This is a genomic window from Mogibacterium timidum ATCC 33093, assembly GCF_000525775.1.
In the GTDB taxonomy this organism is placed as follows: domain Bacteria; phylum Bacillota; class Clostridia; order Peptostreptococcales; family Anaerovoracaceae; genus Mogibacterium; species Mogibacterium timidum.
Genome location: NZ_JALU01000026.1, coordinates 16,032 through 32,046, shown reverse-complemented (window position 1 = coordinate 32,046; position 16,015 = coordinate 16,032). Strand labels below are relative to the sequence as shown.

The window sequence follows — 16,015 nt, the reverse complement described above, 5'->3', positions numbered from 1 at the left end:
TTTCCTCCAATATATTCTTATAAATAGCAGTCCTTCGGCGAGCCGGAGAACCGCTAACGATCACTCTGTATTTGTATGAGAGATGTATAAGCCTATCCGAACTTCTTATGGATGAGCTCAGCTATCTGCTCAGCGTATCCCCGGATCTCTTCACTGTCTTCGCCTTCCAGCATTACCCTAATCAGAGGCTCGGTACCCGAAGGCCTGATGAGCACTCTGCCGGTGCCCTCCAGCTTGGCCTCAACCTTGCCTATAAACTCCTTCACCTCCTCGTCCTCGAGCGCAGCCTGCTTATAAGCGTTATCCACCCCGGCGTTTACGAGAGCCTGTGGATAGATATGAATCTCATCCCGCAGCTCGCTCAGCTTGCTCCCTGAAGCAAGATATGCCTTCATGAACTGCAGTGAAGAGAGGACTCCATCACCTGTAGTCGTGTAGTCCAGGAATATCATGTGTCCTGACTGCTCACCTCCCAGCACCGAGCCGGTCTGAAGCATCGACTCCAGCACATACCTGTCTCCGACCTTGGTTACGTCTACATCAATTCCGTGCTGCTCAAGATATTTGTGCAGTCCGATGTTACTCATCACCGTCGCTGTAATCTTGCCCTCTGCAAGCTTGCCAATATCCTTGAGGTACTTGCCGCAGATACACAGAACTCTGTCACCATCGATAATGCGGCCTTTCTCATCCACAACAATCAGTCTGTCAGCATCACCGTCGTAGGCAAATCCCACATCTGCACCGATCTCTACGACCTTGCGCTGTAGATTCTCCGGATGTGTAGACCCACATCCGTTATTGATGTTGATTCCGTCCGGTTCATCGCTGATCACAGTCACGTCTGCGCCGAGCGCCTCATACACGATATGAGCAGTCTCAAATGAAGCTCCGTTTGCAGTATCCAGCACGACCTTGACTCCGTCCAGCTTCTTATCGATGGTTGTGAGCAAAAAGTCTGTGTACTGCTTGATAGCGTTTGTATCATCCTCGCGACATCTGCCGAGCTTATCACCGACAAACTCGTCTGTGCCGATCTCCTTCTCGCCCAGCAGGATTGACTCTATCTCCTGTTCAACGCTGTCGTCAAGCTTGTAGCCCTTGCCGTTAAACAACTTGATGCCGTTGTATTCAAACGGATTATGGGATGCCGAGATTACGACTCCCGCATCTGCATTGTATTTCCTCACGAGATACGCAACCGCCGGTGTCGGAATAACTCCGAGCTTAATTACGTCTCCGCCAACCGCCAGCACTCCGGCCGTAAGCGCATTCTCCAGCATGTCACCGGAAATTCTCGTATCACGTCCGACTACCATCACCGGTCTCCTGTTGTTTTCACCCAGCACAAACGCTGCAGCTCTACCGATATCGAACGCCAACGAAGCTGTCAGCTCTGTGTTGGCAACGCCTCTCACTCCGTCTGTTCCGAATAATCTACCCATTAACTTCTCCTTAATAATCTATCTGCAATATATAAAAAGCTTGTCATTTACCGACTGCATGCACATTGGCGCTAGGCGTATATCTGCGTCATAGAAATCCGCAGCTTTCCGGAATATACATGTAACGGGCTGCTTTCGACATGGCACTACCTGATATCTCCCCCTGTCGCTATTACATCCTGCCGTCAGTAAGTAGCCTTTCGACATGCGCTACTTGATATCTCCCTGCATCCAAAACTTAGAATTGCATACATCATATTTCTTTCGACATAACGCTACTTGATATCTCCCCCACAGAAGTCTGCAGCTTTCCGAAATAGCACCTACTGGATAGTGATAGTTATCTGCGTACGCTCAAGCACAGCCGTCGCCCCGGAATTATTGGTGAGATATGCCGTGACAGTATGTTGTCCCGCTCCAAGGCCTCCGGCATCTGCACTGACCACGAAGGAGCCTGCACCGACATTTGCAAGTCTGGATTGGCTGCCCTTCACAATTATGTTGACACCGCTGTCAGCACTCGCCGTAAGCCCGCTGCCGACGTTGCTGATCTTAATAGATCCTGCCGGCACATTTACTGTCTTCTGTATATTCTGATTGACCTTAATCTTGAGCTTGACGTTGCGAGACTCATTGGCGATGCTTACTCCCTTAGGCAGGTCGTACTTAATATTTATATCACCGGTCTCGGTAATGGAGCTGATATCCATATTCTCTGTTGAAATCTCCGAGATATCCTTGATATCCTTGCTTCTTCCTTTAATCGAAATTGTGTTAGGTGCAGAATAGGTTCTATCCAAGGTTCCGTCCAAATTGTTGGTAACGCTTACCTTGAGCTTGACCGTCTTGACCTCACCCTTATAGGCTGTTACCGCCACTCTGCCGGGACCGGTCATCAGGTACTTGATCTGTCGTCCGCTCCCATCTACAGGAATTGCATTTGCGCTAAACTCCCTCGCCTTATCTGTAACCTTATCAGCATCGAGCTCAAGCTTGACCGCATCCACGTTCTTGACTAGGCTTGTCGCTCCCTGCACCTCGACTTCCTTATTCCCCTGCTTCTTGACCACCGGCTCACCGGACTGGCCGTCCTTATAAGCTGCATATGTGGAAACCTTCTTGACCTCGAGATCCTCGACTGTTACAGCAACATTATTTTCACTCTGAGATTTTATGGTTATGCCGTTCGGTACCTTGACCTGAACTGCAAGCGCATTTTCACCCTTGCCTGCATTAGCTGCATCCACGGTCGCCTCGATATCCGACTTCTCCAGTTCATTAATCGAGGATCTCCTGCCGCGAACCGTGACATTGATCTTCTCCATATCCATCTTACTGACCGCAAGGTCGCTCTTGGCCAGATCCCTGGCATTGGTAACCGTAAGAGGTATATCTGTGTAAGTCTTGGAAACGGTAGGGTTTATGCTATATACAACGTACACCCACGCTGCAAAAGCAATCACTATAGAAAGCACAAGATTAACCTTGTTGATGCCCTTATCGCTTGACACTTTATTTTGCATCGTGCTTCCCTCCCTTCCTGCGTACGAACTGTGCTACCTTGCCGTACATACCGGCTTCGGACGGCAGGTACATGTTGAGAAGAGTCTTTTCGATGGTCTTCATGTCCACAAATCTGCGGATCTTGCCGTCCTCGCATATTGACACTACGCCTGTCTCCTCAGATACTATAATGACCAGCGCATCACAGACCTCACTCAGTCCCACACCTGCGCGGTGTCTGGTGCCGAGGTTTCTGCCGATATTCTTTTTCTCTGTTAACGGGAATACACATGAAGCTGCATGTATTCTGGCTCCACGTATGATCACGCCGCCGTCGTGCAGTGGTGAGCCCTCGTAGAAGAGATTGCCCAGAAGGCGCACAGATATCTCCGCATCCACGACCACGCCTGTCTCGATGATGTCATTGAGCATTGTCTCGCGTTCGATTGCAATGAGTGCTCCCGTCCTGGTTGCCGAGAAATCGTCGATGGCTGCTACGATTGCAGCAACAGCCTCCACCGCTTTGCTCTTATCGATGTTACGAAAAGAGTTTGTATTCATGATATTCTTGCGCCCAACCTGCTCCAGGGCTCTGCGCAGCTCCGGCTGGAACAGCACAACGACCGCAAAAAGTCCCATGGTTACGAGACTCTTGAGCAGCCAGTTGAGTAGATACAGATTGAACATATCTGACACGAAGAATGCCACCACGATTATCACGATGCCCTTAACCAGCTGCATAGCCCTGGTATCTTGGATGAAACCGAGCATCTTATATACGATGTAAGACACGATAGCTATATCCAATGCATCTTCGGGTCTAAAATTAGATAGAATACTTTGAATTGTGCTCAGCATATCGGCTTACCTCCTCTCACAAATACCCATTTTACATGGCATAATTCATATTATTATACAATTTTGCAGGATTTTTATCAATAAGACCTAAGGTGTGGTTTTCGTGTAAATTACAACAAAAATGAGCCACACGTCGTTGCGCATGGCTCCGTCGATATCACACGAAATCAGGGGCAGGCCCACTCGAGCGAAGTTCAAAATTCATCGGATTTGAGTTGGATTTAATTTACATATGCACATGCACCCGGCAGACCTCAATTCTCATTCGGTTATTCGGGCACGGACAGCTTTATCATAAATGTCACACTCGATTTGCGACGCACAACCTTGTGCTCTATACCGTAGCTGAGTAAAATATTTCGTACTATGTACAAACCCAGACCGTTACTGTTATCCTTGCTCAGATCAAAATTCACTTCAAAGAGCCTGTCTATATCCAGCTGTTCCGCATCCTTGCAGGTGTTATTCACATATATCCACTCCTCAGTAACACCTATCGTTACTTTGCCCGGCGAGTCGGAATACTTCACTGCATTGCTTATGAGATTTGACAGAACTATCTGAAGAGCTGTTCTGCCGATATACATTTTCTCATCTGTAATTTGGTTAGCAATGACTATCTTTTTATTAGATGCCATCAGAGAATACTTGTCTATCACATCCTGCAGCACGCTGTTCACTTCCAGCCACTCCTCGTCATCCTTTAAATGCTCAAGAGAGGAAATTGATAAAATCTGCGAAATATTCTGTGACATACCGTCTACTATATCAATGCAGCTTCCGATGTATTCATCTCGATTCCTGTACTTGCCGATATTAAACTTCATATTTTCCAGGATTATCTTGAGGCTGGCAAGAGGTGTTTTTAATTCGTGAGAAGCCCCTCTGAAAAAATCATATTTTATCCTTTCCAGCTTCAGTATTTCGCTATTCTTAACTTCAAGGTCGTCTATGAGCTCCAACAGCGTCGCGTACAAATCATTAATATGCGCCTTGAGCTGCCCAACCTCGTTTGTTGACTCAACCTTTAAACGTGCTCGCCTGTCCAGCTCCATCATCTTTGTGGTAACATCTTTGATTTCCTGAATATTATTTGTTATTGTCTTTGCATAAATCAGCGAAATAACAACTGAAAGCAGAAGCGAAATTGTTATTGAAAGCGGCAGGAATTTAAAGCTCAGCTCCTTTGCATCCCTTTGCATATCCGCCGTCGATACGAACTGCACGGATACCTTCCTGCCGTTATTTAATTTTATTTCCCTTTCCTCGATTATCAGAGAATTGTTATTGCTTGACAGATCAACGTTATCATGATTTCCGAGCCGAACCTCGTTATTATCACTATTTCCTCTTATAAAGGCTTTGATCTCGCTGCTCTTGGAATAGATTTCCAAAGACTGCTCTACGAACTTAGCATCCTTGCCTTGGAGACTTTGAGAAATTTCATTTGCCTTCGAGTTAATCTCCTGCTTCCTCGTCTCGAAATATGTCCGCGGAAAAACCAGGAAAATAAGGAGATGTACCAAAACGATCAGTATGCCGAGAATGGCAAATGTATTTAAGAACATTTTCGGAAATATTTTTAAATTTCTCATTTTCGCTCCAATTTATATCCCACGTTCCTTATGGTGACAATACAGTCCAGCCCCAGCTTTCTGCGAAGCTCTTTGATATATACATCGATTACCCGATCAAATGGCGGCTCTTCTGTTTCTTTCCACACTTTGTCTATTATCTGTTCCCTTGTCAAGGCATAGCCTTCATTATCCAATAGGCACTTGAGTATCTCGAGCTCCTTTGCGTTCACATCAACTTTTTCATTATCAACCTTGGCAGTATAGCTCGTAAAGTTCACCTCTGTATTCTTGTATTCCAACCTCTCAACTTTATTATAGTGTCTCTCAATCAGGGAATCGATGCGAACCTTCAGTACAGGCAATGAAAACGGTTTCTCAATGTATCCGTCTGCCAGACTCGAAAATGCCTCAATCTTATATTCCTCATCGCCAAACGCTGTTAGCATCAAAACCGGCAGCTTACTCTTCTTTCTGATTTCCTTCAGGACTTCCAGACCATTTATAAATGGAATCCGGATGTCCAAAATTACCAAATTAACATCTTGCTCTTCAAATTTTGATAAGGCTTCACGACCATCCTCCGCTTCGATTGTATCGTATCCGAATTCAGACAGAAATCCGCAGACTCCTTCCCGTATCATTTTATCATCTTCAACAACAAGAATTTTCATAAGCCCTCCTGATTATTTTGTATCTATCAACAGCTCCTTTGGTCTCTTCCTCAGGATCTTTGAAGTCGCTATGAGAAGCGAAACTCCAAGTATCACTGTCATGAATAATACCACATAAACGAAAGCTTTTGGATTAACCATAACATCTAAGCTTGTCAAAGTTTTATTAAATCCGTCGACCTCGGCTCCGCCACCAAGTCCCGATGAAGCGGATTCCTTAGCAATCTGACTTGCAATACCGCCTGTCACCCTGTGTAAAACATTGTTTCCGATGGCCTTTCCCATAATTCCTGCTACAAAATACGAGGCTACAAATGCGGGGACAGCTACGAATAGGAGCTCAAAGGCAAATTGTCCGAAGATTCTCACCTTGGATATTCCCAGAGACAGCAGTACTGCAATCTCTTTCTTTCTAGCATTCATCCATAGGAACAGCAACAGCGAAACCACCAGTCCGGCAAATATCAGAGAACCTCCGAACAGCTTATTGGCAATGGAATATATTCCCGAAATCGACTGCTGCAATGCAGGGTAATTCGATGAGCTCTTTACCAGATTGTACTGATTCCAATTTATATTGAGTTTACCCAGATCCTTCATAACCTTATCCAGATTCTTATTTCCCTTTACGAAGAAGGTTGCATCCTGGTACACGGCTGTCTGCTCAGTATTTCCATAAAGCTTGGCAGCTGTGTGGACGTCGCCAATCAAGGTGTTTTCATACAGCTCTGTCGCCGCGCTAACCCCTCCGTTGTTGTGACCGTCAAAAAGTCCTTTTATTTCAACCTCTATGGTCTCATTAGCCTGCTTTTCATTATCTGCATCGTATACATTGGATTTAATCTTAATCTTATCCCCGACCTTCAAATTGTTCTTTTCGGCCAGAGCTTTATGCATTAATATTTTATTTTTGTCATCCTTGGCTAAATGCTTTCCTTCGACTAGCTTGAATGCCCCCGAAACGAATTTTGTCTCCTTTGAAGAATCATTTACGCCCGTCATCATTGTAGTTCTCTTGAATTTTTCAGCTCGATCAGGATCCTCACTGTTCGTAATCTCCTGAGTTCTGATAATATCATGGTCAACCAGATCTGCCACGGCTCCAATTCGCTTGATATAATTATCTATATGACCGGAATCAACTATTTTTTTGATATCCTCTCCGCGTATATTGCCGCTGCCCCTCGGAGTGCCGGGGTTCACCTGCCTGTTTATTTCCATGGTAAAGCTGTTGGTGATACTTCCAAAGGTCTTATTGGCAGCTCTGTTCGTAGCATCTTTGATCGATAATCCAATTAAACTGAGGGTAGACATGGATAGGATCACCAATAATATGATTAACGATTTAAGTCTCTTCCTTGTGACATATGCAAAAGCATTTCTTATCATTGCTTATCCTCCTAGTTATCCTTGCGCACTTCTTTTAATTTCTTGCTGCTCAATTCCAATATCGTATCTGCTGCAGCGGCCACTTCTTTACTATGCGTAACTACTATGACGCACTTGTTGCGCTCTTTTGCCAGCTTCTTAAGCATCTCAATTATTTCTCCTGCTGTATTGGGATCCAGATTTCCCGTAGGCTCATCTGCCAATATTACAGGTGCCTCGGATGCCAAGGCTCTGGCTATGGCGACTCTTTGCTGCTGTCCGCCGGAAAGCTTCATTACGTTTCTCTTTATCTGGCTCTTGTCGAGACCGAGCTTAAGCAGCATCTCATCGGAAGCGTTGCTGTTTACCAGCCTTATATTTTCCAGAGGTGAGAGATAGTCAATGAGATTATAGTTCTGAAATACCAGTGAAATATTGTTTTTTCTATGATTGCTATATCCCTTTCTCTCGATATTTTCACCCCTGAACATGACCTCGCCGCTGTTCGGTCTGTCCAATCCGGCAAGAAGTGACAACATCGTTGATTTTCCGGCTCCCGACTTTCCGGTGATTGCGTAGAATTTCCCGAGCTCAAAGCTCCGGCTTACTGATGAGAGAATTTTCTCTCTTGATCCTATGTAGCTATACGTCACATTCTTAATTCTGAGTATCTCCATTATCTTCCTCCCCTAACTTATTTTTGATAAAATTTCCTTCGGTTTTCTTACTAAAATTATCCCTGATGTTGCGGCGACAGATATGACGATTATAAGTAGCAGAAGTCCGTAGCTCTGCACAAATGTCAGTAAATTATCGCCTATGCTTTCATTCTCTATAAAGCTGCTTGTAATCGACGCATTGCCATCTGCACCGGCGAATCCGCCTATAACTTTTTTAAACACAGCATTCCCAAGCACCAGCGATATAATCGCCGCAGGCATAGATATGAGCACCAGCTCTGATATAAATTGCGCCATAATCTTTGCTTTATTTATCCCGATAGACAGCAGTATCCCTATTTCATATATCCTTTCCCGTAGCCACAGGATTAAGATCAGAGATAATACTATCAATCCGCCTATCATTATAGAATATGTCATGATTCTGATAATATGCTTGATGCTTGCTAATGAAGCAATGGCCTCCTTGAAGGCACTCGTATCCTTCTCCACCTTATACTTCTGCCACTCTATATCGAGCTTCTTGATCCTTTTCATTACAGTATTCATATTTTCAGGGCTGTCTGTGAATATGGACAGTTTATTTGCAATTCTGCTGTTGCCGGCCGGATTCATTGCCCTTTGTCCGGAATCATAATCGGCAAACATCGTATTCTCACTCAGATCTGACGACAGGCCTGTGTGTTTTTCCTGTTTTTTACCGCTGAATATCCCGACAATTTCAAACTCCCGATTTCCGGCGTTGCTGTCGGTTCTATTTTCACTCAAGAACCCCAGACTCACCTTATCATGCAATTTCAGATTGTTTTTCTTGGCGAATTCGCTGTGAACGAGTACCTTGTTTACATCATTTTTCCTAAGATGCCTTCCCTTCTGCATCGTAAAAACCCCGCTGTTGAATAAAAGGCTTCTTTCGGAATTACTTGTCAATTGTACCGATACAATATTTTTTAAATCTCCCGGCAGATCATCTCGCTTTACCTTCTGGTTGCTCTCAATTACGTTACTGTCCGATAATCGAGCCAGTCCGTCATACTCGGGAACTATCTCCTTGATACCATTGATTTTTTTTAAGCTTTTAAACCTGTCAATTTCAAAAGCACCTTGGTTCTCCTTCCCGGTTATGGACAATGAAGAATTTGAGGTCTTGTAGAGAGACCTTTCCAGATTGTCACTTGATTTCTTTATGCTTAAGCACACATGTATACATGTGAGAACCAAGGTCAAAATTATGAGGATTATAAACGTTCTGTACCTTCGCCTAAGAACGTAAGCTATCGCGTTTCTAATCACCTTACACATCACTCCTTCTAAATAATTCTTAATCTAAATTGAGAATATCCTCTTTACGAAGAGCATATTACAGAAGATTTATGAAACGTTTATGAAATCGGAAAATAAATTATTTTATTGCTTGTATATCAATTGTTAATCAGGCATCCGCCCGTTATACGATTTAACTTTCTGATGAGCCTTCAAAATTGTGTATAATCCGGTTAATCTGCTGCAGGTAATTTAAAAGGACGAAACCCGAAGATTCCGTCCTTCTACCTATTACAATCATGCTCTAACGCAAGCTACGCACGACGTCTTATCTTAATTAGAACCATAAGTACCACAACGGCACCTACAACCAATCCGCCATATAGGAAAATCATCGATGCATCTCCGGTTCTAGGGCTTACCTTGTGAACCTTAACAACCTTCTTCGTTGAGTTGTTACCACCTGCAGGCACGTCCTTATATACAGGATATACATTTGTGCGCTGTTCGCTGAAAGCAGCGTTAGAATCAAATGCTCTGCCTGTATTGGCATTAACCCAATGCGAGAACACTTTGCCTGCAGGAGCTTTTGGTGCTTCAGGAACTTTTGCTCCGACAAAGCCGAGCTTATTGCCACGTATAGTCGACAGACTCGCGATCATCTTATCAGCTTCATCTTTGTCGAGAGCTTCCTTGCTCTGCCAGAATCTGACCTCTACTGCAGGAGCCCATACGTACGCTGTACCGTCATGATTTTTACCTACTCTGTACGTATATGCAGGATGAGCTGCATTACCCGGATCAGCTGTGATATCAATATTTGAATTTTCGAAATTCTTGAGGTCAAAACGCATCAGCTTCTCACCGGCTGCATTCACAGGCTGATTGTCGAGATGATTGCCGGCAGGATTTTCAGTAACTACTCCGTTAACTACGCTTGTCTTGTAGTTTTCTAAAACCGAGCCGCCCATAATGGTCGAACCGTTAGTACCGCCTGTAAACACCTTAAGGGAAGCATTATCCATAACCTTACCGTTAAGCGTAACTAATGCACGATCCGAAGCTTCGAGCAAGCTACCGTCAAAAGCATAAGAATACCCTTTGACATCAAGGACGCTGCCTCCTTTAACGGATACCTTTGCACGTCTTATGCCGCTCGTAGCTATACCGCCATTAGCTGTGACATTCAGCTTGGCACCGTTTACAAGATCAATGGTGTTGGTTGCGTTACTGCCTGCATTGATACCTCTTCCTGCAGCACTCGTGTTGATATCAACTGAGCCGGCGTCAACCTTGAGCGTTCCGCCTCCCGCAAGCACCATACCGTACCCTGAAAAACCTGCCTTACTCTCGTTGATTATCACCTTGGTTTTAGCTCCGGTAACCTCCATTGCACCATTCATGTAAATATCACCAAAATTACCGTTACCGTTATTCTCAACAATCAACTGTGCTCCATCAGAAACATTGAGCTTGCCTTTATCAAATTCAATCCCACCTTCATTGCCTGTATTGGAACAGTTTTTAACGGTAAAGCTTCCACCCTTTATGTTCATTGTGCAACCGCCAAAAGCATAAATTCCGAAATTCTTAGCTCCATCTATAGTGAAATCAGTGTGGTCGAAATTAAATTTAGCATTCACATTGCTTGAAAAAAAGCCATAACTGTTCAAATTGTTCATCTCAAAGCTGCCTGCACCTGTAAAGGTAATGTCTGCTGAATTGTTATGCGCTCTAAAGCTTCCGCCCTTAAATTCAACCTTGGCACCGGTGTCAGCCTTTACCTTTACCGGTCTGCTTATAATAACGGAGTCAGGAAGATCATATTTATAATTTCCTGCAGGGAACTCAACACTGTCATACGGGTTGCCTGAGGCATCCGGCTTAGTGCCGGCAATTATCGCCGCAATATCTGCACCTGACTCAGTTCCGGTAGCCGTATAGGTGCTTGCTGCATATGCCATATTAGGCGGCATCAACATCATTAGTGCCAGCAAGAAGGTTATAATCACCGCCATGCTCTTGCCATAACTATGCAAAGTTCTCATTTGATTCTCCTCTCAAAATAAATATACGATATCCATTACGAACATTATACTTGTTTTCTACATACAAGCAAATATGCAATATATAAAATTGCCGATATTAGCAAATAAAAATATGCTGAAACAGTATCTGCTACTTTGCCGAATTCCTTAAAGCATCCGGGGAAATGCGCTCCGGATATTTGCCTTCCGTTAAAATATCGGAAAGGTACTTATTATCCAAAATCATGTCATCACGAATAAGCTGCCAGTTAGCCTTCTTTCTATAAAACACCTTGAATATCAGAAAATTTATGATTGCCCCTATGACCGGAGTCTGCATACCGAAGGCTTCAGTATGGCGGAAATGGCAGCCCTCAGGGGTTCGGGTTCCCTCAAAAGTTATTACAGCGGTCTTTTTATCGCTTTCAAATTGAAAGATGAAGTGATCCGCATCTCTCTCAGCATGTACTATCTTACCGGTCACATCATAGTCAAGCCCCATTACAATCTCATAGAACCGAACCCTGTCTCCGACATTTATTCCGCCATCAAATAGCTGGCATGCCAAGTGGTAAGGACTCCATTTGACAAATTCCTCTTCAAAATTATCCGCCCACAGGCAGAGCTTCTCGAACGGCGCAGGAATATTAATCTGTTCAGTCAATATAACCATAATTACATCCTCCTCTTTAACACAATAATCCCCGTTTTCGATATTATTCGATATTAAATTAAACATTCTCAGCCATCAAGCCCGGATGAGAGGGTTGAAGCACCGTTCTGTTTTCCACGTAGCTATATGATCTTATATCATTGAAATACACATGTGCTTATCGAACAGATAGAGATAGGCCTCTTCGACTCTTGAGCCTGTCCCTTCCTCGAGGGCACGCTTATATAGTTCAATCTGCTCCCGATAGTCTTCCTTGATGCGTTCGAGATCTGCCGATTGATTCTTCCTGCTCAGGCGGTTGCTCTTGTAATCCACCAGCACGAGCTTGTCCCCGTCCCGGAAGTAGCAGTCGATAATACCCTGCACCAGCACCTGTTTATCATTGTGCTCGACCCGTAGAGTGAAGGGCTTTTCCTTTTCCAGCGTGCCGTCTCCGGCGGCGGCAGCTGCACGTCTGCCTATCTCCGATTCGAAGAACGAATATATCTTGCCTAGCTCGAGCGCTGCAAACACAGGCGCGGTAATGGCTCCATTGTCACGCAGCCTCGCGGCTCTTTCATCTATATAGGTTCTATCCACGTCTCCGGATTCGCCTACGGCCTGCTTGAAATCCACGAATTCCATTATCCTGTGATAGGCCGTACCGATGTTGGCAGCATCCGCAGTAGATCTGCGCTTCACACGTGTACTTCTGTCCTCTATTCTGTTGTCAAAATGCCGAGCTTCGTTTGCCTCGCGCTGCAGCTCGCTGACTGAATACTTTGCCTTGCTGTTCAGGTCATCCTTGTATGCATATTCGTAATCGAGTCTGCGCTTGACTTCTGCAAATTCCTCACTCAGCTCTATATCCATCGGCAGCTTGTCTGTAGTCAAGAAATTGTTAAGTCCTCGAGGAAGCCCGGGGCGCATTACCTTGTGCATTTCCACGGACTTGTACTCATTGAATGTGTCCGAATCACAGAGACTGCCCATGATTTTGAAAAAGCTTGTCTTGGAGCGGAGATTATTAGATATAAAGTCTTCCTTTTTGTCACAGCCGATTAGATATAGCTTCTCTCTTGCACGTGTCATCGCTACGTACAGAACCCTGAGCTGCTCCTGATACTCGTCATCCCTGATCCTGGCGGTAATCTGCTGCTGCATAAGCGTCCTGCGCCAATAGTGCTGCTCCGGATTGACGTAGCCGAGCGCTATACCGAGTTCGTTATGGAACTGGAAGCCCAGGCTGCCCTTCGAATACTGCAGCTTATTACCCATGCCGGCGACTATTACAAACGGGAACTCGAGACCCTTACTCTTGTGAATGGTCATGATCCTCACGACATCGTCGTCCTCGCTGACCATGGAAGGCTGTCCCATTTCGACATTTTTCGTTCTGAGCACCTCGAGATAGCTGATATAGCTGCTAAGCGAAGCTATACTCGACTGCCTGAATGCTCTCGCTCTCTCGACAAGGGCACGCAGATTGGCCTGCCTCTGGCGGCCACCGTACATCGCGCCTGCGTACATGTAATAATTCGAGTCGTTGAGCAGATACCAGATGTAATCGTCGAGAGGCATCATCTGACCGCGTACGTGCCATCTCGCGATAGTCTCGAGCGCATCATTTACACGATCTCTGAGCTCCTCGTCGAGCCCAGCCTCGGCATATGCCTTAAGTGCCTCACAGTAGGTCATCTGGTTGCGTGTCACCTCTTCACCCCTGTCCGCAGCTTCTGTCCATTCGCGCTGATTCTGCTCCCTCGCAAAAGCCCTCACTTCGGCGAGGTTTTCCGGTGTGAACCCGAAAATCTCCGATCGCAGCACGGCTATAAGAGGAACATCCTGATGCAGATTGTCCACAACCTTGAGAATAGCCATCGCAACAGCAACCTCGACAGTGTTGAAATATCCACCGTCATCTGCGATGTGCGAGGAGATGCTCTTACTCATCAGGGATTTGTAGTACATGTCCGACTTATTTCTTGTCGAGCGAAGCAGAATGGCTATATCCCTAGGGGTAGCAGCCCTGACCTTTCCGGTCTTGCCGTCGTAAAACTCGCTGCCGATTATCTGACTGACTATATTTGCAACATGCACAGCCTCCGTCTCTGCTTTTGACAGAGCCTTTAGCTCATCATCGGCCTCTGACTCAGAATCGTCATCAGTCATGATTCCCACAGTTCCGGCAGCTTCAAGATCCATACCGATCTGATCCACGCCTTCGCCGTCTTCGTTGTCTCCATCGGAATAACCGCTGTCCGGATCCTTTGCGTCTGTGAGCAGCAGGTGCACCTCCGGCTTGAAATTGTACTCATCACTGCCGGGCAGCCCTCGATATAACTTTTCGTCCTCATCATAACCGGTCATGAGATCCTTGAACACATAGTTGATATAATCTATCGTCGCGCCGTTGCTGCGGAAATTTCTATTGAGATTTATCTGAATTGCGTCCGTGTTGTTCTCATCCCTATACTCCCCAGCTGTCTCCTCAAATATGTGCGGCTCGGCCTGCCTGAACCTGTAGACGCTCTGCTTGACATCGCCCACCTTGAACACGTTGTCAGGTCTTGACACCTGCGACACCAGGAACTCCTGCAGAGAATTGACGTCCTGATATTCATCCACAAATATGAATTCAAACCTGTCACGCAGCACCTTACACGCTTCTTCGTTCTTCAAGATATCCGCCGTGATGTGCTCCATGTCGCCGTAGTCAATGACCTTCTGCTCGCGCTTCCCGGCGTCAAAGATCTTCTCAAATTCCTTGAGCAGCTCCAAATAATACATCGTATACTTGTAGGTCTCCGCCTGCTCTTCAAATAGCGTACCGAGTGTAGCGAAGTTGTTCCTCTTAAAGAAATCCTTAAATTTCTCCTTATACGCATCTCTGACAGGTTTACAGGAATCCTTCACCTGATTGTATGCGTCCTTCTCTTTAGCGCCGTAACTAAACGTGTCAAATATATCAGTCTGCAATACCTGCATGGCGGCTGCTTCGGCTTCTCGCATTTTATCTGTTGTCGAAATGTCTCCGGACAACGCCGCATTTAAGCTGCGAAATGCGGCAATCTCCCGGTCCAGCTTGGCTGCGGTATTAGGAAGCTTATAGCCGGTTAGCCGTTCATGCAGGCCCAGCGCCTCATTGAGAGTCTCGTCCACAAGCGCCTTTGCATCATCCCATATAGAGTGAAAAATTTCACTGTCACGGTAATCACCGCTCTCCGGTAGTCGCAGCTGCTCAGCCATACGGCCCGCCCATTCAAAATAGTCGGGCATACTGCGCAGACTGTCATACGCTTTTATCATTTCCTCCATAAGGAGCTTATCGTCGCGCTCCTTGCTGTAACGGTCCAGAAAATCGCGGAAAGAGCACCCTTCAATGAAGTCATCCTTCTCAAATCCACGCTCAAACACCTCCTCAATCGCTTCCTTCCTCATTATCTCCGCCTTGAGATTATCACAGATCCGAAAGTCAGGCTCGAGGTCGGTCAGGTAGAAGAATTCCTTGATGATGCGATTGCAGAAGCTGTGCACGGTTGAAATGTACGACCTGTACATCCTGCCGAGCTGCCGCCTGAGCCTGGCAGCGCGTTCAGGGTCAGTATCCTTGCATGCTTTGACTTCCTTGTTGATAGCCCTGATGAGCTTGAGCCTCATCTCGGATGCTGCCGCGTTGGTAAAAGTCACGACAAGCATGCGGTCAACGTCCGCCTTGCCCTGCACTATTATGTTGATGATGCGCTCGACAAGCACCGCCGTCTTGCCGGAGCCGGCGGCTGCCGATACAAGGATACTTTTGTCTATCGTATCTATAGCCTTCTGCTGATCCGGTGTAAATCTGACGTTTGCCATGGTAAATTCTCCTTACCCAATGATGATAATATTATATTTTTATTCAGCGGCAGGTTCAAGCGGGGAATCCTTCGCAGGCACTTAATCACGCATACTCGAAGTCCTGGAAAAGCCTG

11 protein-coding genes are annotated in these 16,015 nt (G+C 45.7%); all 11 read right to left on the bottom strand.

The features are described 5' to 3' along the window. Nucleotides 1-92: 92 nt before the first annotated feature. Nucleotides 93-1,445: a phosphoglucosamine mutase gene (glmM, locus tag HMPREF0581_RS07100; protein ID WP_036381804.1), complete on the bottom strand. Its 1,353-nt coding sequence runs from the start codon at nucleotides 1,443-1,445 to the stop codon at nucleotides 93-95. A 323-nt stretch (nucleotides 1,446-1,768) separates the two neighbouring features. Continuing rightward, on the bottom strand, nucleotides 1,769-2,968 hold the full coding sequence (locus HMPREF0581_RS07095) for a CdaR family protein (RefSeq protein WP_009644489.1): 1,200 nt from the start codon (nucleotides 2,966-2,968) through the stop codon (nucleotides 1,769-1,771). Further along, nucleotides 2,958-3,806 (bottom strand): diadenylate cyclase CdaA, encoded by an 849-nt coding sequence (gene cdaA / locus HMPREF0581_RS07090; protein ID WP_036381801.1) that lies wholly within the window; start codon nucleotides 3,804-3,806, stop codon nucleotides 2,958-2,960. The genes HMPREF0581_RS07095 and cdaA overlap by 11 nt, the downstream gene beginning before the upstream one ends. A 269-nt stretch (nucleotides 3,807-4,075) precedes the next feature. Beyond that, the gene (locus HMPREF0581_RS07085; RefSeq protein ID WP_009644480.1) at nucleotides 4,076-5,401 is read right to left on the bottom strand and encodes a sensor histidine kinase; all 1,326 of its coding nucleotides are present in this window, start codon (nucleotides 5,399-5,401) and stop codon (nucleotides 4,076-4,078) included. Further along, nucleotides 5,398-6,054, bottom strand: coding sequence for a response regulator transcription factor (locus HMPREF0581_RS07080; protein WP_009644476.1), 657 nt, complete (start codon nucleotides 6,052-6,054; stop codon nucleotides 5,398-5,400). The genes HMPREF0581_RS07085 and HMPREF0581_RS07080 overlap by 4 nt, the downstream gene beginning before the upstream one ends. 12 nt (nucleotides 6,055-6,066) lie before the next feature. Beyond that, the gene (locus HMPREF0581_RS07075; protein WP_009644475.1) at nucleotides 6,067-7,443 is read right to left on the bottom strand and encodes an ABC transporter permease; all 1,377 of its coding nucleotides are present in this window, start codon (nucleotides 7,441-7,443) and stop codon (nucleotides 6,067-6,069) included. Between the two features lie 11 nt (nucleotides 7,444-7,454). After that, a complete protein-coding gene (locus HMPREF0581_RS07070; protein WP_009644558.1) occupies nucleotides 7,455-8,099 on the bottom strand; it encodes an ABC transporter ATP-binding protein in 645 nt (214 codons plus the stop codon). 12 nt (nucleotides 8,100-8,111) lie between these two features. Next, on the bottom strand, nucleotides 8,112-9,404 hold the full coding sequence (locus HMPREF0581_RS07065) for an ABC transporter permease (protein WP_242835205.1): 1,293 nt from the start codon (nucleotides 9,402-9,404) through the stop codon (nucleotides 8,112-8,114). Nucleotides 9,405-9,679: 275 nt separating this feature from the next. Continuing rightward, nucleotides 9,680-11,413, bottom strand: coding sequence for a sortase B protein-sorting domain-containing protein (locus tag HMPREF0581_RS07060; RefSeq protein ID WP_036381798.1), 1,734 nt, complete (start codon nucleotides 11,411-11,413; stop codon nucleotides 9,680-9,682). Nucleotides 11,414-11,543: 130 nt separating this feature from the next. Continuing rightward, nucleotides 11,544-12,065, bottom strand: a complete 522-nt coding sequence (locus tag HMPREF0581_RS07055; protein ID WP_009644548.1) for a hypothetical protein — start codon at nucleotides 12,063-12,065, stop codon at nucleotides 11,544-11,546. A 132-nt stretch (nucleotides 12,066-12,197) separates the two neighbouring features. Continuing rightward, nucleotides 12,198-15,899: a UvrD-helicase domain-containing protein gene (locus tag HMPREF0581_RS07050; protein ID WP_036381795.1), complete on the bottom strand. Its 3,702-nt coding sequence runs from the start codon at nucleotides 15,897-15,899 to the stop codon at nucleotides 12,198-12,200. Between the last annotated feature and the right edge of the window lie 116 nt (nucleotides 15,900-16,015).